Origin of the sequence: Kitasatospora sp. A2-31, assembly GCF_022288725.1 — a bacterium.
GTDB lineage: Bacteria > Actinomycetota > Actinomycetes > Streptomycetales > Streptomycetaceae > Kitasatospora.
Genome location: NZ_JAKNTA010000016.1, coordinates 26,353 through 50,575 on the forward strand (window position 1 = coordinate 26,353; position 24,223 = coordinate 50,575).

Annotated in this window: 16 protein-coding genes, 1 pseudogene and 1 riboswitch; of the genes and pseudogenes, 5 read left to right on the forward strand and 12 right to left on the reverse strand. The window is 72.9% G+C overall.

Annotation, left to right across the window (positions count from 1 at the left end; all coding sequences use genetic code 11):
• From MCM47_RS32575 to MCM47_RS32585, 3 genes are all read left to right on the forward strand, one after another.
• A partial coding sequence (locus MCM47_RS32575) for a TerD family protein (protein WP_238949641.1) occupies window positions 1-466 on the forward strand: 466 nt, incomplete at its 5' end.
• Between the two features lie 210 nt (window positions 467-676).
• Window positions 677-1,447: an ABC transporter ATP-binding protein gene (locus MCM47_RS32580; protein WP_374209245.1), complete on the forward strand. Its 771-nt coding sequence runs from the start codon at window positions 677-679 to the stop codon at window positions 1,445-1,447.
• 47 nt (window positions 1,448-1,494) lie between these two features.
• Window positions 1,495-4,053 (forward strand): ABC transporter permease, encoded by a 2,559-nt coding sequence (locus MCM47_RS32585; RefSeq protein WP_238949642.1) that lies wholly within the window; start codon window positions 1,495-1,497, stop codon window positions 4,051-4,053.
• A gap of 352 nt (window positions 4,054-4,405) precedes the next feature.
• On the opposite strand, the gene MCM47_RS32590 is transcribed toward MCM47_RS32585, so the two are convergent.
• From MCM47_RS32590 to MCM47_RS32625, 7 genes are all read right to left on the reverse strand, one after another.
• Complete coding sequence (locus MCM47_RS32590; protein WP_238949644.1) at window positions 4,406-5,779, reverse strand: NAD(P)/FAD-dependent oxidoreductase; 1,374 nt, start codon at window positions 5,777-5,779, stop codon at window positions 4,406-4,408.
• A gap of 495 nt (window positions 5,780-6,274) precedes the next feature.
• On the reverse strand, window positions 6,275-7,216 hold the full coding sequence (locus tag MCM47_RS32595; RefSeq protein ID WP_238949647.1) for a Ppx/GppA phosphatase family protein: 942 nt from the start codon (window positions 7,214-7,216) through the stop codon (window positions 6,275-6,277).
• A complete protein-coding gene (locus MCM47_RS32600; protein ID WP_374209247.1) occupies window positions 7,213-7,884 on the reverse strand; it encodes a DUF501 domain-containing protein in 672 nt (223 codons plus the stop codon). Before MCM47_RS32600 ends, MCM47_RS32595 begins: the two co-directional genes overlap by 4 nt.
• A complete protein-coding gene (locus MCM47_RS42720; protein WP_305068052.1) occupies window positions 7,856-8,320 on the reverse strand; it encodes a septum formation initiator family protein in 465 nt (154 codons plus the stop codon). Before MCM47_RS42720 ends, MCM47_RS32600 begins: the two co-directional genes overlap by 29 nt.
• A 155-nt stretch (window positions 8,321-8,475) precedes the next feature.
• Window positions 8,476-9,765 carry a phosphopyruvate hydratase gene (gene eno / locus MCM47_RS32610; RefSeq protein WP_238949651.1) on the reverse strand — a complete coding sequence of 430 codons (1,290 nt, stop codon included), beginning with the start codon at window positions 9,763-9,765 and terminating at the stop codon, window positions 8,476-8,478.
• 262 nt (window positions 9,766-10,027) lie between these two features.
• The gene (locus MCM47_RS42725) at window positions 10,028-10,963 is read right to left on the reverse strand and encodes a transglycosylase family protein (protein WP_305068053.1); all 936 of its coding nucleotides are present in this window, start codon (window positions 10,961-10,963) and stop codon (window positions 10,028-10,030) included.
• Between the two features lie 5 nt (window positions 10,964-10,968).
• Window positions 10,969-11,138: riboswitch (cyclic di-AMP (ydaO/yuaA leader) on the reverse strand.
• A 272-nt stretch (window positions 11,139-11,410) separates the two neighbouring features.
• The gene (locus MCM47_RS32625; RefSeq protein WP_238949652.1) at window positions 11,411-12,676 is read right to left on the reverse strand and encodes a cytochrome P450; all 1,266 of its coding nucleotides are present in this window, start codon (window positions 12,674-12,676) and stop codon (window positions 11,411-11,413) included.
• Window positions 12,677-12,835: 159 nt separating this feature from the next.
• Here MCM47_RS32625 and MCM47_RS32630 point away from each other — a divergent pair, with 159 nt between their 5' ends.
• The gene (locus tag MCM47_RS32630; RefSeq protein WP_238949653.1) at window positions 12,836-13,261 is read left to right on the forward strand and encodes an SDR family NAD(P)-dependent oxidoreductase; all 426 of its coding nucleotides are present in this window, start codon (window positions 12,836-12,838) and stop codon (window positions 13,259-13,261) included.
• Between the two features lie 67 nt (window positions 13,262-13,328).
• Here MCM47_RS32630 and MCM47_RS32635 read toward each other — a convergent pair whose 3' ends face one another.
• The 4 genes and pseudogenes from MCM47_RS32635 to mfd form a co-directional block, all read right to left on the reverse strand.
• A complete protein-coding gene (locus MCM47_RS32635; protein WP_238949655.1) occupies window positions 13,329-14,348 on the reverse strand; it encodes a MazG family protein in 1,020 nt (339 codons plus the stop codon).
• 244 nt (window positions 14,349-14,592) lie between these two features.
• Window positions 14,593-15,602 (reverse strand): annotated as a pseudogene (locus MCM47_RS32640) (IS5 family transposase).
• 156 nt (window positions 15,603-15,758) lie between these two features.
• The gene (locus tag MCM47_RS32645; protein ID WP_238949657.1) at window positions 15,759-16,487 is read right to left on the reverse strand and encodes a hypothetical protein; all 729 of its coding nucleotides are present in this window, start codon (window positions 16,485-16,487) and stop codon (window positions 15,759-15,761) included.
• A gap of 284 nt (window positions 16,488-16,771) precedes the next feature.
• Entirely contained in the window at window positions 16,772-20,431 is a 3,660-nt protein-coding gene (mfd, locus tag MCM47_RS32650; RefSeq protein ID WP_238949664.1) for a transcription-repair coupling factor, read from the reverse strand.
• A 739-nt stretch (window positions 20,432-21,170) separates the two neighbouring features.
• Between mfd and MCM47_RS32655 the strand changes: the two genes are divergently transcribed.
• Window positions 21,171-22,484, forward strand: a complete 1,314-nt coding sequence (locus tag MCM47_RS32655) for a nucleotide sugar dehydrogenase (RefSeq protein ID WP_238949666.1) — start codon at window positions 21,171-21,173, stop codon at window positions 22,482-22,484.
• A 177-nt stretch (window positions 22,485-22,661) separates the two neighbouring features.
• Here the strand turns inward: MCM47_RS32655 and MCM47_RS42015 are convergent, their stop codons facing one another.
• Window positions 22,662-24,038: a hypothetical protein gene (locus tag MCM47_RS42015; RefSeq protein WP_255753112.1), complete on the reverse strand. Its 1,377-nt coding sequence runs from the start codon at window positions 24,036-24,038 to the stop codon at window positions 22,662-22,664.
• Window positions 24,039-24,223: the final 185 nt, after the last annotated feature.

Here is a 24,223-nt window from a genome sequence, read left to right on the forward strand (position 1 = left end):
CGCCGTGGAACTGGACGTCTCCGCCTTCGTCTGCGCGAGCGGGCGGGTGCTCAGCGACGAGCACTTCGTGTTCTTCAACAACCCGCAGGATTCGGACGGCGCCGTGCGCCTCCACCCGACCCGCTCGGTGCCCGGTGAGCCGGTCCGGGCCGCCGAGCTGACGCTGGATCCGGAGCGGCTGCCGGCTGCGGCGGACGAGGTGGTGGTCGCGGTCTCGACCGAGGAGGAGGAGCCGCCCGCCCTGCCGCTCGGCTACGTGCACGGGCTGGCCCTCACCGGCTCGTACGGCCCGCACACCACCGGGCCGGAGCGCTGGGCGGCCGCGACGGGCGGCGTGCCGGAGACCGCGATGCTGGTCGGCTCCTTCCAACGGCGTGGCGGCGCCTGGACGTTCACGCCGTCCGGGAAGGCGGTGGCGGGTGGGTTGGCCGGCCTCGCGGTGCAGTGGGGCGTCGCCCTCGAGTAGCCGGGAGGGCGGGGCCCGGAAGCCGCAGCGCGACCCGGCCGCGGCCGACGGCCTCCGGGGCGGTGTCATCCCAGAGGAGGAGAGAACTCCCCGCCGTCCCGCCGGGACGGCGGGGGGCCTCCGTACCGCGGGGCGACACTTCCGACCTGCGCGGATTGGGAGGATTGAACGGAACCCGATCATCCGAATCCGTCCCCGCAGGAGTTTCCCGTGACGATGCCCGCAACCGCCGTCCGTACCGGCCGGGCGGCCGCCCGCGCCACCGGCCTGAACAAGGTCTACGGGGAGGGGGAGACCCGCGTCGTCGCCCTCGACGACGTCACCGTGGCCTTCGCCCAGGGCGAGTTCACCGCCATCATGGGCCCCTCCGGCTCCGGGAAGTCCACCCTCATGCACTGCATGGCCGGCCTCGACACCGTCTCCTCCGGCTCCTCCACCATCGGCGACACCGAACTCGTCGGCCTCAAGGACAAGCAGCTCACCCAGCTGCGCCGCGACCACATCGGCTTCATCTTCCAGGCCTTCAACCTCCTCCCCACCCTCACCGCCCTGGAGAACATCACCCTCCCGATGGACATCGCCGGCCGCAAGGCCGACAAGGCCTGGCTCGACCGCGTCGTCGACACCGTCGGCCTCTCCGGCCGCCTCTCCCACCGCCCCAGCCAGCTCTCCGGCGGCCAGCAGCAGCGCGTCGCCTGCGCCCGCGCCCTCGCCGGCAAGCCCGACATCATCTTCGCCGACGAACCCACCGGCAACCTCGACTCCCGCTCCGGCGCCGAGATCCTCGCCTTCCTCCGCAACTCCGTCCGCGAACTCGGCCAGACCGTCGTCATGGTCACCCACGACCCCGTCGCCGCCGCCTACGCCGACCGCGTCGTCTTCCTCGCCGACGGCCGCATCGTCGACGAGCTCACCCACCCCACCGCCGACACCGTCCTGGACCGCATGCGCCGCTTCGACGCCAAGGGCCGGACGAGCTGACGCTCCACCGGCACCAGCCCGCCCCTCCGCAGACCACAGGACACCCCATGTACCGCACCGCACTGCGCAACGTGCTCGCCCACAAGGGCCGACTCCTGATGACGGCCCTCGCCGTCCTCCTCGGCACCGCCTTCGTCGCCGGCACCATGGTCTTCTCCGACACCTTCGGCAAGGCCATGCGGGACAGCAACTCCAAGAGCTACTCGGACGTGTCGGTCCAGATCGTCGACCGCGCAGCGGGCACCGACGCGACCGCCCGGGAGAAGAGCGAGAAGAGCCCCGCCACCCTGACCGACGCCACCGTCCAGCAGCTCGCCGCCCTGCCCGGGACGGCGAGCGCGCGCGGTGTGGTGAGCGGATTCACCGGCGTCGCCGACAAGAACGGCACCCTGATCGGCAAGGCCTGGGCCGCCAAGGGCGCCAACTACTCCCCCGGCGCGGACGGCCGGGACGCCCGCTACCCGATGGTCGAGGGCCAGGGCCCGAAGACGGCCAAGGAGATCGCGCTCGACCGCAGGACCGCCGAGAAGGGCGGCTACAAGGTCGGCGACACCGTCCGGGTCGCCTCCAACGGCCCGGTCGTCGAGGCGAAGCTCACCGGTGTCTTCAGCACCGACGACCCGGTGGTGAACTCCGGCGGCACGCTCACCCTGTTCGACCGCGCCACCGCCCAGCAGCTGCTGCTGGAGCCCGGCCGCTACAGCAGCATCGTGCTCGGCGCCAAGCCCGGCACCACCGAGAGCGCCCTGCTCGCCCAGGCCGAGCAGAAGCTGCCGGACGGCGACCAGATCGACGCCGAGACCGGCCAGCAGCTCAAGGACGACGAGCAGAGGATGATCGAGTCCGGCACCGAGAGCATGCGGACCATGCTGCTCGCCTTCGCCGGGATCTCCCTCTTCGTCGGCATCTTCATCATCGCCAACACCTTCACCATGCTGGTCGCCCAGCGCACCAAGGAGCTCGCCCTGCTGCGGGCGATCGGCGCCAGCCGCAAGCAGGTCACCCTCTCGGTGCTGGCAGAGGCCCTGGTGATCGGCACCGTCTCCGCCGCGGCCGGGCTGGTGGCCGGCATCGGGATCGGCGCCGGTCTGCAGTCCCTGGTCGGCGCGCTGGACAGCGGCATGCCCAGCGGCTCACTGGTCGTCAAGCCGATGACGGTGGCGGTCACCCTGGTGATCGGCGTCCTGGTCACGGTGCTCTCCGCCCTGCTGCCCGCGATGCGCGCCTCCCGGATCGCCCCGGTCGCCGCGATGAGCAGCGGCGACCAGCCCGGCACCCAGAAGAGCCTGGTGGTGCGCAACGCCATCGGCTCGGTGCTGGCCGCCGGCGGCGTCGCGCTGATCGCCTACGGCGCCTCCACCGGCAACAGCGACGGCCGGATGCCGGTCGCGCTCGGCGCGCTGCTGGCCCTGGTCGGCGTCTTCATCCTGCTGCCGCTGCTCTCCCGCCCGGTGATCGCCCTGGTCGGGCCGGTCCTCGGCGGGCTGTTCGGGACGCCCGGCAAGCTCGCCCGGCAGAACGCCGTCCGCAACCCCCGCCGCACCGCCGCCACCGCGGCCGCCCTCACCATCGGCCTGACCCTGGTCAGCGGTCTGACGGTGCTCGGCTCCTCGATCGGCGGCGCGATCGACAAGGCCGTCACCAGCACGATGAAGGCCGACTACGTGGTCGGGGCGGCCAACGGCATGGGCCTGTCGGAGAAGGTCCCGGCGGAGCTCGCGAAGGCACCGGGTGTGGCCGCCTCCTCGCCGCTCACCACGGTCTACTGGAAGCTCAACGGCAGCACCCGGTCGATCACCGGTCTGAACGCGGACGGCTTCGACAAGCTCGTCGCGATGAAGATGACCAGCGGCTCGGCCGCCGCGCTCGGCCAGGGCAGGATCCTGGTCGACGCGGACGTGGCCAAGAAGAACGGCCTCGACACCGGCTCGACCGTCACGCTCACCTACCCGGACAAGTCCACCGGCCAGGTCACCGTCGGCGGTGTCTACGAGGCGGGCGGGATGCTCGGACCGGTCGTCCTGGCCAACTCCGAGATCGTCAAGCACGAGCCCGCGCCGTACATCAGCGACGTCCTGGTCAAGGGCACCGGCGGCGCGAGCGACACGCTGAAGCAGTCGCTGAAGAACGCCACCGGCGCCAACCCGGTGATCGAGGTCAAGTCGCTGCAGGACGTCCGGGACGAGTTCAGCCAGACCATCACCTTCGCGCTGAACATGATGTACGGCCTGCTGGCGATGTCCGTGATCGTCGCGATCCTCGGGGTGGTCAACACGCTGGCCATGTCGGTCTTCGAGCGCAAGCGCGAGATCGGGATGCTGCGGGCGATCGGCCTGGACCGCAGCGGCATCAAGCGGATGGTCCGCCTGGAGTCGGTGGTGATCTCGGTCTTCGGCGCCGGGATCGGTGTCCTGCTCGGCTGCTTCATGGCCTGGGCGATCAACGGCACGCTGAAGTCCAGCCTGCAGGGGCTGACCACGGTGCTCCCGTACGGGCAGCTGCTTCTCTTCCTGGCGCTGGCCGGCGTGGTCGGCCTGGTGGCCGCCTTCTGGCCCGCCCGCCGGGCCTCCAAGCTCGACATCCTGGCGAGCATCAAGACGGACTGACACGAGGTCGTCGAGGGCCCCGGGCGACCGGGGCCTTCGCGTGCCCGGGTGTCCGGGTGCCCGGGTGCCCGGGTGCCCAGGCGTCCGGGTGCCCGGGAATCAGCGCGTCCGAGTGCGATGGGACGTCGGGGCCGGGCGCGGAGGGACCGGCCCTCGCGCACCCGGCCCCGGACGCGGTGGTGCGAACGACGGAATGCCCCAGCCGGAGCTCCGGCTGGGGCATTCTCGTGCTGATGTACTCCGCCCGGTCGCACGGCCGGCTGAGCACCACGGAGGTCGTGGTCCGGCGACACTGCCGGGCGGAGGGCCTCCGACTCATACCCCGGTGCTCCCACACCGGGATCACAGTCGCTTACTTGCTGCTGGCGAGTTCCTTGTCGGCGGCCGGCTTGGCGGCCTCGACGGGCTTGGGCGCGGGGCCCGCGGCCTCCTGGAACGCCTCGAACGGCTTCTCCATCTGCGCCAGACCCACGGTCTCGCGCTTCAGGAAGATCGCCAGCGTCCAGTCGGTGAAGACGCGGATCTTGCGGTTCACGGTCGGGACCATGGCGCCGTGGTAGGCGCGGTGGAACCACCAGGCCAGGCGGCCCTTGAGCTTCACCTTGCCGAAGAGGATCGCGACGCCCTTGTGCAGACCGAGACCGGCGACCGCACCCAGGTTCTTGTGCTTGTACTCCTTCTGCGGGAAGCCCCGCATGCCGGAGATCACGTTGTCGCCGAGGACGACGGCCTGACGGCAGGCGTGCTGCGCGTTCGGCGGGCACCAGGCGCCCTCGCCGGAAGCGAGGTCCGGCACCTGGGCGTTGTCACCGGCGGACCAGACGTAGTCGAAGCCCTGGACCTGCAGGGTCGCGGCGGTGTCGACGTGGCCGCGCGGGCCGAGCGGCAGGCCGAAGTTGGCCAGCACCGGGTTCGGCTTCACGCCGGCCGTCCACACGATGGTGGAGGCGTCGACCTCGACGCCGTTCTTCAGCACGACGTGCTGGTCGACGCAGGACTCCATCGAGGTCTCGATGAAGACCTCGATGTTGCGCTCCTCGAGCTTCTCCTTGGTCCACAGACCGAGGTCCGGGCCCACCTCGGGGAGGATGCGGTTGGCCGCCTCCACCATGATGAAGCGCATGTCGTCGCGGCTGACGGTCTTGTAGATCTTGGCGGCGTCGCGCGCCATGTCCTCGATCTCGGCGATCGTCTCGACGCCGGCGAAGCCACCGCCGACGACGACGAAGGTCAGGGCCTTGCGGCGGACCGCCTCGTCCGTGGTGGACTCGGCCTTGTCCAGCTGGGCCATGACGTGGTTGCGGAGGCTGATGGCCTCCTCGACCGTCTTCATGCCGATGCCGTGCTCCGCCAGACCCGGGATCGGGAAGGTGCGGGAGACCGAGCCCGTCGCGACGACCAGGTAGTCGAAGGGCAGCTCGTACGAGTCGCCGGCCGCGGGCTGGATGGTGGCGACCTTGCGGGCGTGGTCCACACCGGTGACCGCACCGGTGAGCACCTCCGCCTTCTTCAGGGCGCTGCGCAGCGGCGCGACGAGGTTGCGAGGCGCGACGTTGCCGCCGGCCGCCTCGGGAAGGAAGGGCAGGTACGTCATGTACGACCGCGGGTCCACGACCGTGACGGTCGCTTCGCCGTAACGCATCTTCTTGAGGATGCGCATCGCGGCATACAGGCCGACGTAACCACCGCCGACAATGAGGATGCGAGGACGCTCCGTGGTGCTCATATCCGAAAGTATCCAGCACGCCCCGGAGCACTCTTCGTGAGCCCGCTCACAAGGTTCTGGACACCCCGTGCTACACTCCGCGCCCCCGTTTTCGGCCCGGCGGGCCGGCTCACGGCCGACTCGACCCCCCTGCGAGCGCCTGCGCCGCAAGGGGCCCGCTGAGCAGCAACGATCCAGGTGGGGCCTGGGTTCCCGCGCATGATTTCGAATGTCAAACCTTCGGCGGGGCCCAGCCTGCGATCCAGCGGGCGGCGGACGGGGCAGGCCTTCAGTCCCACATTTCGGACGATGCGGGCACCGGACCACGACGAATGGCGGGATCGCCATGTGAAGAAATTCACGAACTTTGTCGCGCGGCCCCGCGCGCGCCGCGGCCCCGGAGCCCCCGAGAGGGGTCCGGGGCCGGTCGGGTAAGGCGTCCGGACGGCCTACGGGCCGTACCCGCGGCGGGCCCGGACCGAGTCCGGGGGAGCCCGGGCAGCGGCCGGGGAGGGCTCAGGAGGCGATGCTCCAGGCGATGCCGTCCAGGATGTCGTGCTCGCTGACGACCACCTCGGCGGCGCCGGTCCGCTCCATGATCTCCAGCAGCTCCAGCGCGCCGGCCGCGATCACGTCCACCCGGCCGGGGTGCATCGAGGGGATGGCCGCCCGCTGCTCGTGGGTGGCGGCCAGCAGCTCGTCGGCGACCCGGGCCACCTCCTCACGGCTGATCCGCGAGTGGTGGATCGCCGCCGAGTCGTACCCGGGCAGGTCCTGGACGATCGCGGAGACGGTGGTGACCGTCCCCGCCAGGCCGACCAGGGTCGCGGCGCCGGTCAGCGGGACGACCTCCTCGGCCTTGTCCAGCTCGGCCCGGACGTGCGCCCGCGCCTCGGCGATCTGCTCCGCCGAGGGCAGCTCGGCACCGCCGAAGTGCCGCTCGGTGAGCCGGACGCAGCCGATGTCCACCGAGCGGGCCGCCTGGACGTCCTCCGCACCCAGCACGAACTCGGTGGAGCCGCCGCCGAGGTCGAAGACCAGGTACGGCGCCGGGAACTGACCGCCGGTGAGCTCCTTGGTGGCGCCGACGAAGGAGAGGTGGGCCTCCTCCTCGCCGCTGACCACCTCGGGCGAGACGCCGAGGATGTCCCGCACGCCCTTGACGTACTCGTCGCTGTTCTCGGCGTCGCGGGAGGCGCTGGTGGCGACGAAGCGCAGCCGCTCCGGGCCGACGCCGAAGCCGCGGATGATCTCCGCGTACTCGCGGCAGGCCGCGAAGGTCCGGGCCAGCGCGTCGGGGTGGAGCCGACCGGTGCGGTCGACGCCCTGGCCCAGCCGGTTGATGATCATCCGGCGGTCGAGGTCGGTGATCGCCCCGGTCTCCGGGTCGAGGTCCGCGACCAGCAGGCGGATCGAGTTGGTGCCGCAGTCGATCGCGGCCACCCTGGTCGCCGTCATTCGCCGTCCTCCCCGGTCTCCCCGGCCTCCTGCGCGGCACGCTTGGCGGCGCGCTCGGCGGTCTTCCGCTCCTTGGCGGCGATCACCGCCGCGTGGTCCTCGTCCTTGGCGCGGTTGCGCAGCACCCGCTCGCCGGCGGCCTCGACCTCGGCCGCGGAGACGCACGGGCCCTTGGCCCACCAGTCCTCCAGCATGCCGAGCGCCTCGTCGCCGAGCGGGTTGACGCCCTCGCCGGCCGCCAGCGAGTGGCCGACCAGCACGTGCAGGCACTTCACCCGGTCCGGCATGCCGCCGGCGCTGGGGAAGCCCTCCAGCACCTCGATCGCGTCACGGCGGGCGATGTAGTCCTCGTGCGCCCTCTGGTAGGCCGCGGCCAGCTCCGGGTCCTCGGCGAGCCGGGCGGTCTGCTCCTTCATCACGCCGTCCGCCTCCAGGGTGCCGATCAGCGAGGCGGCCTTGGGGCAGGTCAGGTAGTAGAGGGTCGGGAACGGGGTGCCGTCCGCGAGCCGGGGGGCCGTCTCCACGACGTCCGGGTTGCCGCAGGGGCAGCGGTGCGCCACGCCGCGCAGACCGCGCGGGACCCGGCCGAGCTGGGCGGCGATGGCCGCGACGTCGGCGTCGGGGACGGAGGGGTTGTTCTCAGTGGTCATGGGGGGAGCTGGCTCCAGCGGGGGCAGTGGCGGGTGGAGAGGGCGGGGCGGCGTCGGCGGCGTCCACGGAGTCCCAGACGCTCGCGTACCAGGGTTTGGCGGCCTTCGCCGGGGCGGCGACCGCACCGTCGGACGGCGCGGGCGGAGCCGAGGGTGACTCGGCGGCGCTCCGGCCGGCCGGGTCCACCGCAATGTACGGGGTCTCCCCCGGCATCGCGTAGTGCAGCCGGGCGCGGGCCTGCGCCCTGACGTACTCCGGGTCCTGCCAGCGCGTCTTCTCCCGGCGCAGCTGCTCGACCTGCTGCCGGGCGTGCTCGGCCTTCGCCCGCTGGGCGGAGATCTCGGAGCGCTGGGAGATGAACTGCCGGGTCGGGTAGGCCAGGATCGCGACGAGGGAGCAGAGCACCAGGACGAGGACGGTCGCCCGGCTCGTGAAGCGGGGCCGGGCCGCCAAGCCCGGGATCCTCCAGCCTGCCATTCTCCGGTGTCCCCTCCTGGTCGCGACGGTGGCGCCGCCCGGTCGCGACGGTGCCCCGCCGTCCACCCTACGGGGTGAACAGGCGGGGCACCGGCGGGAGCAGTGTGTGTCAGCCCTCGTACTTGCCGGGCTTACTGGTCCGCGGAGCGGAACCGCGGGAACGCGCCGCGGCCGGCGTACTCGGCGGCGTCGTCGAGGATCTCCTCGATGCGCAGCAGCTGGTTGTACTTGGCGACGCGCTCGGAGCGGGCCGGGGCGCCGGTCTTGATCTGACCGCAGTTGGTGGCGACGGCCAGGTCGGCGATGGTGACGTCCTCGGTCTCGCCGGAGCGGTGCGACATCATGCAGCGGTAGCCGTTGCGCTGGGCCAGCTCGACGGCGTCCAGGGTCTCGGTGAGCGAACCGATCTGGTTCACCTTCACCAGCAGCGCGTTGGCGGTGCCGGTCTCGATGCCCTTGGCCAGGCGCTGCGGGTTGGTGACGAACAGGTCGTCGCCGACCAGCTGGACCTTGTCGCCCAGCTTGACGGTCATGGCCTTCCAGCCGTCCCAGTCCGACTCGTCCAGCGGGTCCTCGATGGAGACCAGCGGGTACGCGGCGACCAGCTCGGCGTAGTACTCGATCAGCTCGGCGGCCGAGAGGGACTTGCCCTCGAACTGGTAGGCGCCGTCCTTGAAGAACTCGGAGGCGGCGACGTCCAGGGCCAGCGCGATGTCGCGGCCGGGCACGTAGCCGGCCTTCTGGATGGCCTCGGTGATGAGGTCCAGGGCCTCGCGGTTGCTGTCCAGGTTGGGGGCGAAGCCGCCCTCGTCGCCGAGGCCGGTGGAGAGGCCGCGCTCCTTCAGGACGCCCTTGAGGGTGTGGTAGACCTCGACGCCCCAGCGGACGGCCTCGGAGAAGGACTCCGCGCCGATCGGCGCGATCATGAACTCCTGGATGTCGACGTTGGAGTCCGCGTGCGAGCCGCCGTTGAGGATGTTCATCATCGGGACCGGCAGGACGTGCGCGTTCGGGCCGCCCAGGTAGCGGAACAGCGGCAGGTCGCTGGCCTCGGAGGCGGCGTGCGCCACGGCCAGGGAGACGCCCAGGATGGCGTTGGCGCCGAGCGAGGACTTGTCCGGGGTGGCGTCCAGGTCGAGCATGGCCTGGTCGATCAGACGCTGCTCGGTGGCGTCGTAGCCGACCAGCTCCGGGCCGATCTGCTCGATGACGGCCAGGACGGCCTTCTCCACGCCCTTGCCGAAGTAGCGGTTCTTGTCGCCGTCACGAAGCTCCAGGGCCTCGAAGGCGCCGGTGGAGGCGCCCGACGGGACAGCGGCACGGCCGGTGCTGCCGTCGTCGAGGCCGACCTCGACCTCGACCGTGGGGTTGCCACGCGAGTCGAGGATCTCACGGGCTACGACGACATCGATGGACGGCACGAGGCATCTCCTAGCGGAAGCAGGTCCGACTGACGGTGGGTGCGGTCGGCCGGACGATTGCGGAGTCGTTACGACCAGAGCCTAACCGCACGGGCTCTCGGGACCACGTCGACCATGGGTCCGTCTCAGCGTGTGGCCGCACTACCCACCGGTAGTTCACCTGGTTGCCCCGTGAAAGCGGTCCGGATGCGGACGAAGGGGGACGGATCCGCCCCCCCTTCGTCCGCGCGTCGGGCGGTGGCCCGGGTTCGGCGACCGGGGTTCAGCCGAGGTTGAGCACCTGGCCGGGGACGATCAGGTCCGGGTCGCCGCCGATCGTGCCGCGGTTGCCGTCGTACAGCGCCTGCCAGCCGCCGTTCACGCCCTGGGCGGCGGCGATGCCGGCCAGCGTGTCGCCGTCCTGGACGGTGTACCCGTGGTCCGTGCGCTGCTGCTGGGCGGCCGGATCCACGTGAATGGGGGTCGGACTGTCGCCCTGGCCGATGTACCCGCCGGACTGCCCGGCGGACTGGACGGCGGCCTGGGGGGCGTACTGACCGGCGTACTGCTCGTACACGCTCCGGTGGCTGGTCCAGTACCAGCCTCCGTCGTTCTGGTACCAGTACACCTTCGCGTCGGCGTCCCAGCCGCCCTGGCCGGAGAAGCCCGGGGCCTTGGCGTCGTGCTGCGCGGGCTGCTGGGCGGCGGGCTTCGGGGCGTGCTGCTTCGCGGGCTTCTGAGCCGGCTGGGCGGGCTTCTGAGCCGGCTTCGGCTGCGCGGGAGCGGCGGGCTGCTGGGCGGCGGGCGCGTCCGCGGCGGTGTCGACCTCGGCCGCCGCGCCGCCCTTGCTCAGGCCCGCCCGCTTGGAGCAGACCGGCCAGGCACCCGGGCCCTGCGAGGCGAGGACCTTCTCGGCCACCGCGATCTGCTGCCCCTTGCTGGCCTGGTTGGCCTGCGGCGCGTACGCGGTGCCGCCGTACGCCTTCCAGGTGCTGGAGGTGAACTGCAGGCCGCCGTAGAAGCCGTTGCCGGTGTTGATGCTCCAGTTGCCGCCGCTCTCGCACTGGGCGACCGCGTCCCAGGTGGAGACGGGGGCCGCCGAGGCGCCGGTGGCGGTGAGGAGCGGCATCGCGAGTCCGACGCCGGCCACACCGGCGACGGCGATGGCCTTCTCGGCCTGGGTACGGCGGCGGTGGCGGCCAGTTCCAACGAACAGCATGAAGACGTCCCTCTCCGCACGCCTGCGAGGTGAGCTGTCGGGTTCGGACCGGGAGGTGGCCCGGCCGCGTGTCGCGAGGCGTTCTGCCCGCGACTGCGGCTTCACCCCAAGCCGTGGAGGACGGCAACAAACCTGGGTCCCCCGCCCCTGCCCGGGGTTCTGGTCGGTTTCCCGTGACGCGGCGGGCAGGATTCGGCGTTCCGCGCACGAGGTCCGCAGCTGCGAACTCCAGGGAGAGTAGACAGATCCTCACACCAATCACAAGCTCATATCGCCGATATCACACAGAAATTACGGCAGACGGTCGATCGTCTACCAACGGAGGCGGTATGTCCGGATTGATGATGGTTCAACCCCCCTGTTTCGGCGGCTCGACGACGCCATGTCAGCGTGTCGAGCCGCCGGCCCGGAGACGCGCCGGCCACTGCGAGCGGTTCCCGCCCGCGATCAGACGGGGAGCTTCTCCACGTTCTCCGGAGTGAATTCGACCGGAAGTTCACGAAGTCCACGCATGATCAGACCACCCCGCCAGCGCAGATTCTCCGGGCTTTCGGCGAGCCGCAGATCGGGCAGCCGGGTGAGCAGCGTGGCCAGCGCGGCGCGGCCCTCCAGGCGGGCCAGCGGAGCGCCGATGCAGTAGTGGATGCCGTGCCCGAAGCCGAGGTGCGGGTTGTCCGTCCGAGCGAGGTCGAGGGTGTTCTCGTCGGCGAACCGCGCCGGGTCGCGGTCCGCCGCCGCGAGCACCACCAGCACCGGATCGCCCACCGGGATCTCCACCCCGCCGATCGTCAGCGGGCTGGTCGCGAACCGCCAGGTGGCCAGCTCCACCGGCCCGTCGTAGCGGAGCAGCTCCTCGATCCCGGTCTCCAGCAGGCCGGTCTCGCCGCGGGCGATCGAATCCTGCAGCAGCGCCCGCTGCCCGGGGTTGCGCAGCAGCGCGTAGGTGCCGTTGCCGATCAGGTTGACGGTCGTCTCGAACCCGGCGAACAGCAGGATGAAGGCCATCGCCGCGGCTTCGTTCTCGGTCAGGTGCTCGCCGTGGTCGCTGGCCCGGATCAGCCCCGAGATCAGGTCGTCGCCGAGGTCGGCCCGCTTGCGGTGGATGAGCTCCGCCAGGTACGACCGCATCCGCTTCACCGCCCGCCCCACGCCGCCGCGCTGGCCGCCGCCGTGGCGGATCATCATGCCCGCCCAGTCACGGAAGTCGTCCTGGTCCTCGGCGGGCACACCGAGCAGGTCGCAGATCGCGTAGATGGGGAGCGGGAACGCGAACTCGTGGATCAGGTCGGCGCTGCCGCGGGCGGCGAAGCCGTCGATCAGCCGGTCGGTGAGCTGCTGCACCCGGGGCTCGAACGCGGCCACCCGGCGCGGGGTGAACGCCTTGGAGACCAGGCGGCGCAGCCGGGTGTGGTCCGGCGGGTCGATGTTCAGCAGGTGCGTCATCAGATTGGCCTGCCGCTCGCCCGGGATGCCGACCCGGCCGGTGCGGTGCGCGTGCGTGCTGTGGTGGACCGGGTTCTTGGAGAGCCGGCTGTCGGCGAGCGCCTGCCGGGCGTCCGCGTACCTGGTCACCAGCCAGGCCTCCACCCCGCTCGGCAGGGTCGTGCGGTGCACCGGCTCGTGCTCCCGCAGCCACGCGTACGCCGGATACGGATCGGCGGCGAACTCCCAGGTGAAGAGCGACGGGCGGGCGGGATCGGGCTGAACTGGCATGGGTCGACCGTATCCGGTGGAGATCGCCCGTACGGCAGGCGTGAGCCTGGTCACCTGAGGGGTAATTCCTCTTGCGGAGGATCGGGACGAGCCTACGATCCTCCGCAAAGCACGTGTGTGGGCGCCGGTGCGGAGCCGCCCACCAGGGAGGAGCGCACCATGCGGGTCACCGGGGCAGTCGTCGTGATCGCGGTACTCGACGGCGGGTCGGGGGCCGACCTCGCGCGCCGTTTCACCGCGGCCGGCGCCGCCGGCGTCCTCATCGCGGACGAGCAGGTCGGCATCGCCGAGGACCTCGCCGCCGAGCTCGACCGGCCGGGCTGTCCGGTCGTCGGCGTCTGCGGTGACGTCCGGCGCCCCAGCGACGTCGCCGCCCTCGTCGACACCGCGGAGAAGCACCTCGGGCCGATCGACCTGTTCTGCGTCGCCGGCCCGGACGGCGAGCGGATCGTCTCGCTGGCCGACCTGCCCGACCACCTCGACCTGGAGCGGCTCGCGGAGCTGCTGCAGCTGGTCGGCGAGGCCATCGGTGAGGTGGTCGTGCCGCAGCCGCGCCGTCCGGTCGAGGAGGCGGCGCGCGTCTGAGCACGCCGCCGGGCACCTGGCCGGCCTTCGGTTCGCGGCGCGTCCGGCGGGCGGCGCCCGCTCCGGCCTACTCGGGCGCGAGCCCCTCGGCCGCGCGGACGGCCTCCCGGTAGCCGCGTGCGGCCGCCCGCAGCGCCGCGTCCACGTCCACGCCCGCGTCGTGCGCCCGCTGCGCCACGGCCAGCAGCAGCGTGCCCGCCGACTCCGCGGTCAGCTCCGCCGGCAGCTCGTACGGCGCGTCCGGCACGCCCGTGAACCCGGCCCGGCGGACCCGGGAGACCAGCTTCGCCGCGTACGCCAGTGCCGGCAGCCCGGCCGGCACGCCGTCCAGCACCGACTCGCGCCCGGACTTCTCGGCGGCCTTCAGGGCCTCCCAGTTCGCTTCGACCTCGGCGGCGCCCTCGGCCTGGGCGTCACCGAACACGTGCGGGTGGCGGTACATCAGCTTCTCGACGATGTCGCCCGCGACGTCGTCGATGGAGAAGGCGTCGGTGGGGTGCTCCTCCGCGATCCGGGAGTGGAAGAAGACCTGGAGCAGGACGTCGCCGAGCTCCTCGCGGAGCGTCTCGCGGTCCTCCTCCTCGATCGCCTCGACCAGCTCGTAGGCCTCCTCGACCAGGTACTTCACCAGGCTGGCGTGGGTCTGCTCGGCGTCCCAGGGGCAGCCCCCGGGCGAGCGCAGGCGGTCCATGACCGAGACCAGGTCCAGCAGCCGCGCGCCGGGCAGGTCGTAGGAGCCGGGCAGCACTTCGATCTCCGGTACCTCGCCCGCGTGCTCGACCGCGAGGCGGGCGAGCGCGTCGGTCAGGCCCGGGTCGCCGTCCGGGCTGCCCAGCCAGACCGTCGCCCCCGCACCGGCCGGCTGCCCGGTCAGCGTCCGGGCCAGCGCCGGCGCGGAGGCGGGCGCCACGATCTCCACCTCGACCCCGGCCCGGCGCACCGCGGCCACCTGCGGGTGCCCCTCGTCGGCGGCCAGCACCCGGCCGGCCGAGCGCAGGGCCTCCCACGCCGGCCAGGACAGGAGTCCGGGGGCCACCCGGTGGGTGGTGGTGAGCAGGATCAGCTTCGCGCCGGGAAGATTCGTCACACCCCGAACCTACCCGGGCCGCGCCGGCACCCGCCTCCGCATGCCGGCCCGGTCGGCGCACCTGCGCGGGCACGGTCGGCGCACCGCCGGGCACGAGAATCCGAAGGGGCCGACTTCCGGTGCGTACCTCCGGTGCGGGCTCCGGGGGCACGATCGGTCAAGGGGGCGAGCCGGGGCGGGAGGTCGGGGACGGGGGTGGCCCGGGCGGGGTCCCAGGAGCCCTAGGAGCTGTTCAAGGTTCGGATCATGTGGTTGAGGTCAGGGACTTCAACCACATGATCGATCCGCGGAGGTGTAGGCCTGCCGTGTAGCTCTCCGGGCTCTTGTCGTATCGAGTGGCCAGGCCGCGCCATGTCTTGATCTTCTGGAAGCACCGTTCGACGTGGTTGCGCCGCTTATAGCGGTCGGGATCGAAGGTGACCGGCCGGCCGCCCGCGGAGCCCTTCCGTTTCCGGTTGGCCGCCTGGTCCGCCTTCTCCGGGATCACCGCGGTGATCCCGCGTCTGCGCAGGTAGGCGCGGTTGGCCTTCGAGGAGTATGCCTTGTCGGCGGTCACCGCATCGGGGCGGGTGCGGGGCCGGCCGACCGGGCCGCGCACCCGGATCTTGTCGAGCACGGTCTGGAACTGCCGGCAGTCGGCCGCCTGGCCCGGGGTCAGCACGAACGCCAGTGGCAGGCCCGCAGAGTCGACAGCGGCATGGATCTTGCTGCTCAGCCCGCCCCGGGACCGGCCGAGTTCGGCTTTCGCGGCCCGGGCCCTGCGCCGACGGCGCGCCTGGGAACGAACCTGGTCAGGGTCGGACGTGTCGTCCGGTCCCGCTGCCTCGTCACCCTCAGCACGGCCTTCTGCCGCGGCAGTGGAACCCCCTTTTCCTCGGTCAGGGCCTGCTCGAGCGCGTCCAGGGTCTCCCCGGCGACCGCCAGCCCGGACGACTCGTGGTGGGCCCGCACGATCGTGGAGTCCACGCTGACCAGCGTGAGCCCGACCACCCCGCGCGAGGCGGCCTCCGCGATCAACTCGTCCATCAGGAGTTGGAAGAACCCGCTGGCCACCCAGCTCCGGAAGCGGGCGTACACGGTGCTCCAGGCTCCGTAGCGCTCGGGGACGTCCCGCCAGCCGCTGCCGGTACGGAACCGCCACAACACCCCGTTGAACTGCTCCCGGACCCGCCGGGGCAGCGGCCCGGTGGCCGCCACCGGCACATGCGGTTCGATCAAGGCCCACTCGGCATCCGTCACGTCAAAACGCGCCACGACCCCGAGTTCTACCAGAGACACCAGCCCGGAACCGGGTTACTGCGAGATCCGAACCTTCAACAGCTCCTAGCAGGGGTTGGTCCGCAGCCGGCGCGCGGTGGCCGCGTCGACCAGGGCGAGGCCGACGCGGGCCCGTCGTCGCAGCAGTTCGCCCTAGTCGCCGGTCCCGGACGAGGAGGCGGGGGCCGGCGCGGGGGCGCCGCCCCGGGCGGTCGGGGGCGTGGCGTACGGCGCGACGGGGCCGTCGAACCGGGTGGCCGGCGGCGGCTGGTGCGGCGTCCCGGTGGGGTACGGAGGGCCGGCCGGGTACGGGGAGCCCGTGGGGGCCGGGGTGCCACCCGGATGCGACGCACCGGCGCGGTACGGGGTGATCGCGGTCGCCGCGTACGGCGAGACGGGCGGCGGGGCGGGCGCGGAGTAGGGGGCGGCCGCGGTCCGGCCGGCGTCCCAGACCGCGCGCAGGTCCATCCCCACGAAGTGCAGCGGTGCGCCGAACCAGAGCAGCACCAGCGCCACGGTGCCCACCTTGTCGAGCACCGTGCCGTCACTGTGCCCGCCGGCGATGCCGGCGCTGACCAGGAAGGCGAGGAACAGGCCGGTGAAGAACACCGCGCCGACGAAGTCGTACGCCCGCCGGCGGCGGATCGCCAGCAACAGCGAGGGGACCATCCCGAGCAGGCCGAAGCTGACCAGCGGGGCCAGGATGCACAGCGTCCGGCCGAGCGCCCCGTACGGGCCGGGGGCCGCCACGGGACCGGCGCCGGGGAGCGGCAGGGGCACGGACCCGGTCGGCGGGGCCGGGTAGGACGGTCCGCCCGGTGTGCCGCCGGCGGGCACGCCGCCGGGCGGGGGTCCGAACTGCCCGGGGTACTGCCCTGACATCTGCGCTCCTGAGCGGTGAGGACGGCGGTCGGCCGTGCCACGGCCGATCCCCGCACACCGTACCGCCCACGCCCGGCCGGCCGGAGGCCTTCCCGGACAGCGGAGCGGACAGCGGACCGGGCGGGGCGCCGCGCGGGGAGGACGCGCGGGCAGCCGCGCGGGGCGGCGCCGAAACGGAGCGGCGGTCCCGGGCACCGTCGCCCGAGACCGCCGCACCTCCCGCCTCCCCGAGGCGGACCGGTCCCTTCGCGCCCGTGCCGGGCCGGACCGCTCCGCTCCCGGCGCTACTTCTTCGCCCCCGCCAGGTCGTCGAACATCGCGGACAGGAACTCCCGGCACCAGGCCAGCAGCTCACGCCCCACCAGCGGCTTGCCCCCGATCCGCCCGGTGGCCGGCCGCGGCACCAGCAGCTGCCGGGTGGCCGCCTTCACCTGGCTGCGCGGGTAGAGCCGGTTCAGCCGCAGCTGCTGCGACTCCCGCAGCTCCACCGGGCCGAACCGGATGCTGGTGCCCTGCAGGGTGATGTCCGCGATCCCGCAGCGGCGGGCGTACAGCCGCAGCGCCGCCACCAGCAGCAGGTTCTCCACCGGCTCGGGCAGCTTGCCGTAGCGGTCGACCAGCTCGTCCCGGACGTGCTCGATGTCCTCCTCCGAGTTGACGGCCGCGATCGAGCGGTAGGCCTGGAGCCGCAGCCGCTCGCCGGGGGCGTAGTCGTGCGGCACGTGGGCGTCCACCGGCAGCTCGATCTTCACCTCCAGCGGCTCCTCCTCCGGCTCGCCGCCACCGTTGGCCAGCGACTCCCGGAACTCGGCCACCGCCTCGCCGACCATCCGCATGTAGAGGTCGAAGCCGACGCCCGCGATGTGCCCGGACTGCTCGCCGCCGAGCAGGTTGCCGGCGCCGCGGATCTCCAGGTCCTTCATCGCCACGTACATACCGGCGCCCATCTCGGTGTGCTGGGCGATGGTGGCGAGGCGCTCGTGGGCGGTCTCGGTCAGCGGCTTCTCCGGCGGGTAGAGCATGTAGGCGTAGCCGCGCTCGCGGCCACGGCCCACCCGGCCGCGCAGCTGGTGCAGCTGGGAGAGGCCGAAGGTGTCGCCGCGCTCCACGATCAGGGTGTTGGCGTTGGAGATGTCGATGCCCGACTCCACGATCGTGGTCGACACCAGGACGTCGAACTCCTTCTCCCAGAAGTCGACGACCACCTTCTCCAGCTGGGTCTCCCCCATCTGCCCGTGGGCGGTGGCGATCCGCGCCTCGGGGACGAGGTCCTTCAGCCGGGCCGCCGCCTTGTCGATCGACTCGACCCGGTTGTGGATGTAGAACACCTGCCCCTCGCGCAGGAGTTCACGCCGGATCGCGGCCGAGATCTGCTTCTCGTCGTACGGGCCCACGAAGGTCAGCACCGGGTGCCGCTCCTCCGGCGGGGTGGTGATCGTGGACATCTCGCGGATGCCGGTGACCGCCATCTCCAGGGTGCGCGGGATCGGCGTCGCCGACATCGTCAGCACGTCGACGTTGGCGCGCAGCTTCTTCAGCTGCTCCTTGTGCTCGACGCCGAAGCGCTGCTCCTCGTCGACGATGACCAGGCCGAGGTCCTTGAACCGGGTCTCGGAGGAGAACAACCGGTGGGTGCCGATCACGACGTCCACCGAGCCCTCGAACAGCCCCTCCAGCACGGCCTTCGCCTCGGAGTCGGTCTGGAAGCGGGACAGCGCCTTCACCGTGACCGGGAAGTTGGCGTACCGCTCGGCGAAGGTCGAGAAGTGCTGCTGCACCAGCAGCGTGGTCGGCACCAGCACCGCCACCTGCTTGCCGTCCTGCACCGCCTTGAAAGCGGCCCGGACGGCGATCTCGGTCTTGCCGTAGCCGACGTCGCCGCAGATCAGGCGGTCCATCGGGACGGACTTCTCCATGTCCGCCTTGACCTCGGCGATGGTGGTCAGCTGGTCGGGCGTCTCCGCGTACGGGAAGGCGTCCTCCAGCTCGCGCTGCCACGGGGTGTCCGGACCGAAGGTGTGGCCGGGCGCCGCCATCCGGGCCGAGTACAGCTTGATCAGGTCGGCGGCGATCTCCTTGACCGCCTTCTTGGCGCGCTGCTTGGTCTTCGCCCAGTCCGCGCCGCCCAGCCGGTGCAGCGTGGGGGCCTCGCCGCCGACGTACTTGGTGACCTGGTCCAGCTGGTCGGTCGGCACGAAGAGCCGGTCGCCGGGGTGGCCGCGCTTGGCCGGGGCGTACTCCAGCACCAGGTACTCGCGGGTGGCGCCCTGCACCGTGCGCTGCACCATCTCGACGTAGCGGCCGACGCCGTGCGCCTCGTGGACGACGTAGTCGCCGGCCACCAGGGCCAGCGGGTCGATCGCGTTGCGGCGGCGGGACGGCATCCGGCGCATGTCCTTGGTGGAGGACTTCTGGCCGGAGAGGTCGGTCTCGGTGACGACGGTCAGCTTCAGGGCCTCGTCGACGAAGCCGTGCTCGATCGAACCGCAGGAGACGTAGACGACGTCCCGGGTGGGCGCCTCGGCGAGGTCGGCCACCAGCCGCGCCGGGATGCCCTCGTTGCCGAGCACCTCGGCGAGCCGGCTGGCGGGGCCGTGGCCCTCCGTCACCATGACGACCCGCCAGTCGGCGGCCAGCCGCTCCTTGGCGTCGGCGATCGCCCGCGCGGTGTCGCCGCGGTAGGCCTCGACGGCGTGCATGCCCAGGGTCAGCGTGTTGGCGTCGAACTCCAGCACCTCGCTGACGCTGGACTCGCTGGTCGCGAACGGGCTGACCGACCACCAGGGCAGGCCGATCTCGGCCGCGTGCTCGCGGACGTCCGCCAGCGACCAGAGCGAGGCGGCGGAGACGTCGATCGCCTCCAGGTCGATCGGCCGGTCGCCGCCGGCCGCGGCCGCCACCCAGGAGGCGTGCAGGAACTCCTGGCTGGTCGCCACGAGGTCGGCCGCCCGGGTCCGGACCCGCTCCGGGTCGCAGACCACGGCGACCGAGCCGAGCGGCAGCACGTCCAGCAGCAGCTCCATGTCGTCCACCAGCACCGGCGCCAGCGACTCCATGCCCTCGACCGCGATGCCCTCGGCGATCTTGTCCAGGATCTCGGCGAGCCCGGGGTGCGCGGCGGCCAGCTCGGCGGCCCGGGCCCGCACCTCGTCGGTCAGCAGCAGCTCCCGGCAGGGCGGCGCCCAGAGGCCGTGCTGGGCGATCTCCAGCGACCGCTGGTCGGCCACCTTGAAGTAGCGGATCTCCTCGACGTCATCGCCCCAGAACTCCACCCGCAGCGGGTGCTCCTCGGTCGGCGGGAAGACGTCCAGGATGCCGCCGCGCACGGCGAACTCGCCGCGCTTCTCCACCAGCTCGACACGGGCGTAGGCGGCCGCGGCCAGCCGGCGGGCCACCTCCTCCAGGTCGTGCGACTCGCCCCGCTGCACCGCGACCGGCTCCAGCTCGGCCAGCCCCTTCACCTGCGGCTGGAGCACCGAGCGGACCGGCGCGACCACCACCTGCAGCGGCCCGGTTGCCGCATCTCCCCCGGCCTCCGGCTCGGAGGCGTCCCCGAGCCTCGGGTGGACGATGCGGCGCAGCACCGCCAGCCGGCGGCCCACCGTGTCCGAGCGGGGCGAGAGCCGCTCGTGCGGCAGGGTCTCCCAGGCCGGGAACTCGGCCACGGCGTCGGGCGGCAGCAGCGAGCGGAGCGAGGCGGCGAGGTCCTCGGCCTCCCGCCCGGTCGCGGTGACGGCCAGGACCGGCCGGCCGCGCTCGCCGGCCGCCTGCCCGGCCAGCGCGCGGGCCAGTGCGGCGATGGCGAACGGCCTGGCGGCGGGCGGGCCGACCAGGTCGAGATGGTGGCGGCCGCCCGCCGCCGGCCCGGTGGCGGTCGCGGCCTCGATCGCCTCGGCGAGCGCCGCGTCCCGCGCGACGACATCGAGCAGTCCGGTCAGGCTCATCTGGAGTCTCTTCTTCGTCCCGTGGCTGGTGCTGCCCCCGACGCGGGGAGGCCCGCCGGGGCAACGCGAACGGCCCGGCGCGCCCAGCGGCCGGGGGTCTCCAGCCTACGCCGCGGCGCCGACACGTACGCGACACGCGGCCCCGGCACGGCCGCGGCGACCGCCGCGGCGACCGCCGGGGACGGACCCGGCGCGGAGAAGCGCCGGAGAGCAGGGCGAGCAACTGCCGTGTCCGCGATGATCCGCGACGAATCCCGGTCGCGGACGAATCACCGGCCCGGGGCCCGGAGCTCCGCCTCCGCGATCTGCCACGAACTGGACATACTCCTGTCACTGCCCGTCCATGGAGATCGCGCACCATGGAGAACGTGCCCGCCGCACCCAACCGTGGGGGATGGCTGCGGTGGCACGGTCGCACACCCGATGGGGGTCGGGGGTGCGAGGCCGGGCGGCCCTGGGTGGGGGCGCCCGCCCAAGCGCCGGGAACCGTGGCGCCCTTTCCTGGAGGGCGCCACGGGTCTCGGCCTCCTTCGTCTTCCCACCCCTCCCGCCTCTGGGGCACCGCTCGCACCGCCCGCCCCGGGACCGCCGGCACCCACCCCGCGGACCCCGCGTTCCGCGCCGTGCCGTTTTGCGCATACCGGCACACGGCCCGCCACCGCTCCCTACCCTGTTGTGAAGACCGTGTGGGGACGCCCGGAGGGGCCAGGGGGCGTCGCGATGGAGGGGGTTCTTCGTCATGCGCGTTGTCATCGCGGGTCAGGGCTACGTGGGGCTGCCGCTGGCGGTCCGGGCGGCCGAGGTGGGGCACCAGGTGGTCGGCTACGACGTGGACGAGCGCCGGATCAAACGGCTGGCGATCGGCGAGTCGTACGTCGAGGACATCCCCGCCGAGCGACTGCGGCCGCTGCTGGAGAACGGGACGTACCTGCCGTCCGCCGAGCCGGCCGACGTGGCGGGCTTCGACATCGCGGTGATCACCGTGCCGACCCCGCTGCGCGACGGCGTGCCCGACCTGTCCTTCATCGAGGCTTCGGCCCGGCTGCTCGGCCAGCACCTGCGGCCGGGCGCGACCGTCGTCCTGGAGTCGACGACCTACCCGGGCACCACCGAGGAGCTGCTCGCACCACTGCTGGAGGAGGGGTCGGGGCTGACCGCAGGCCGGGACTTCCACCTCGGCTACAGCCCCGAGCGGATCGACCCGGGCAACCCGACGTGGCGGCTGGAGAACACCCCGAAGGTGGTGTCGGGGGTCGACCCGGCGGCGCTGGCCGCGGTCCAGGGGTTCTACGGTCAGCTGGTGGAGCGGACGGTGCCGGTCTCCTCCTGCAAGGAGGCCGAGCTGACCAAGCTCCTGGAGAACACCTTCCGGCACGTCAACATCGCGCTGGTCAACGAGCTGGCGATGTTCGCGCACGACCTCGGCATCGACGTCTGGGAGGCGATCGACGCCGCCTCCACCAAGCCGTTCGGCTACCTGCGCTTCACGCCGGGGCCCGGCGTCGGCGGGCACTGCCTGCCGATCGACCCGTCCTACCTCTCCTGGCGGGTGGAGCGGGCCCTCGGCCAGTCGTTCCGCTTCGTCGAGCTGGCCAACGACGTGAACAGCCACATGCCTGACTACGTGGTGCGCCGGCTCGGCGAGGCGCTGAACGAGCGCCGGCGCTCGGTGAAGGGCTCCCGGGTGCTGCTGCTCGGGCTCGCGTACAAGAAGAACACCGGTGACGCCCGCGAGACGCCGGCCGCCCGGGTCGCCGAGCTGCTGACCAGGATGGGCGCCGAGGTCCGGGCCGCCGACCCGCATGTGGTGGTCGGAGTGCACGTGCCGGAGCCGGTGATCCCCGGCCAGCGGGCCGCCGAGCAGGACCCGCACGGCGATCCGTTCGCCGCCGTCCGCCGGGTCGAGGCGACGCCGGAGGAGCTGGCCGCCGCGGACGCGGTGGTGCTGCTCGCCGACCACGACGACTTCGACTACGAGGCCGTGACCGAACACGCCCGATACGTGCTGGACTGCCGCCGCCGGCTCTCGGGCGCCGCCGTCGAGGTGCTCTGAGCACGGCGACGCCGCGGTGCCGGGGCGTTCGCCGGCTACCGGCGGCAGCAGATCGACCAGAACGCAGAGGCCCTGACCGCCCACCAGGAGGCGGTCAGGGCCCAGGAGCCAGGACTGGCGCGACTGCTCGCGGGTGAGGGGTTCTTGACCCCGTCCGCCCGGAAGCCCGGCGGGCCGTCAGCGCCGGTGGTAGCCGACCGTGTTCGGGGTGGCGTAGTCGCTGCCGTCGTCGACGATCACGATCTTCGGAATGATCCGGGTCTCCTCCTCGGTCCGCTTCCCGCCGTCCGCGGGCGCGTCCGGAGCGGGCGCGGCGCTCGGAGGCGCGGACGGGCGGGGCGGCACCGCGGCGGCCGCGGCGGGAACGGAGGCTGCGGCGGGAACGGAGCCGGCGGGGGGAACGGAGCCGGCGGGCGCCACCGGGCCCGGCGTGACCGGCCCCGGCGTGACCGCGGCGGGGGCGACCCGGCCGGGAGTGACCGCCGCCAGCACCGCGGTGGCCGCCTCGGTGGCGGGAGCGGTGGCGGGAGCGGTGGCCTTGCGCAGGTCGGCCACCGCGATCTCACCGGTGTCCGCCTCGGAGTCCACCGCCGGCACGCCCTCGGCCGGCTCCACGGCCGCCGGCTCCCCGGCCGCGGGCTCCCCGGCCTCCTCGGCGGCCTCGGCGGGCTCGATCGCGCCCACGGCGGCGCCGGTGAGCGAGGCCAGGGTGCCCTTGATGTGGTCCAGGTGCTGCTGCACCGTCTCCTGCCGCGCGGCGAACTCGCGCTGCTCGCGCTCGCTCGCCGCGTTGATCCGCTCGGCCTCGCGCCGCGCCTGCTCGATCAGCTCGTCCGCCCGGGCCTGCGCCTCGGCGTCCGACTGCTTGATCCGGCCGAGCACGGCCTCGCGGTGCTGCTCGGCCTCCTTCACCCGGCGCTCGGCGGTCGCCGAGACCGCGGAGTCCTCGGCGTCGGCCTTGGCCTCGGCGGCGGCGAAGGACTCGTCGGCCGCGCGGCGCAGCTCGGCCAGCTTCGCCTCGGCCCGCTCGGAGGCCTCGGCCGCCGCGACCCGCACCTTGGCGGCGTACGCGGTGGCGGAGTCCCGGACGGCGCGGGACTCGCGGTCGGCGTCGGCCCGGATCGTCTCGGCCTCGGCCCGGGTCCGCTCGTCGATGCGGCGGGCGGCCTGGTCGGCCTCGGACCGGACGGTGGCGGCGTACTCCTTGGCAGCGCGGGCGAGGTCCTGGCCGGCCTCGTAGACCTCGTCGCGGAGGTCCTCGGCGAACCGCTCGGCCGCCTCCCGGACGGCCCGGGCCTCGTTCTCGGCCATCCGGGCCAGACCGGCGGCCTGGTCGCTGAGCACGTGGTAGTCCGGATCCGGAGCATCGGCGGCGGCCTGCCGGATCTCGGCGAGGCGGCGCTCCATCTCCCGGATCCCGGCACCCAGCACGCTCAGCCGCTCCCACGCCTCGTCGCGCTGGGCGGTGAGAGCCACCAGGGCTCGGTCGACCTGCTCGGGCGCGTAACCGCGCCGGGCAGCGGTGAAGCCGTACTGGGGGACGGCGTCGCTCATGGGCTCTCTTCCCCTCGGGTCGCGGGCTGCGGAGCCCATGATCGGACGGAACGGACGGATCCGGAACCGGATGCCGGAACCAGGTCCGGATTCGCACGTCAAACGGATCGGAACATGTCGAGGAGTGGGTGAATACACCCATCCTCTTGACCTATTTTGCGCAGATCGGGGCGAAACCCCAACGA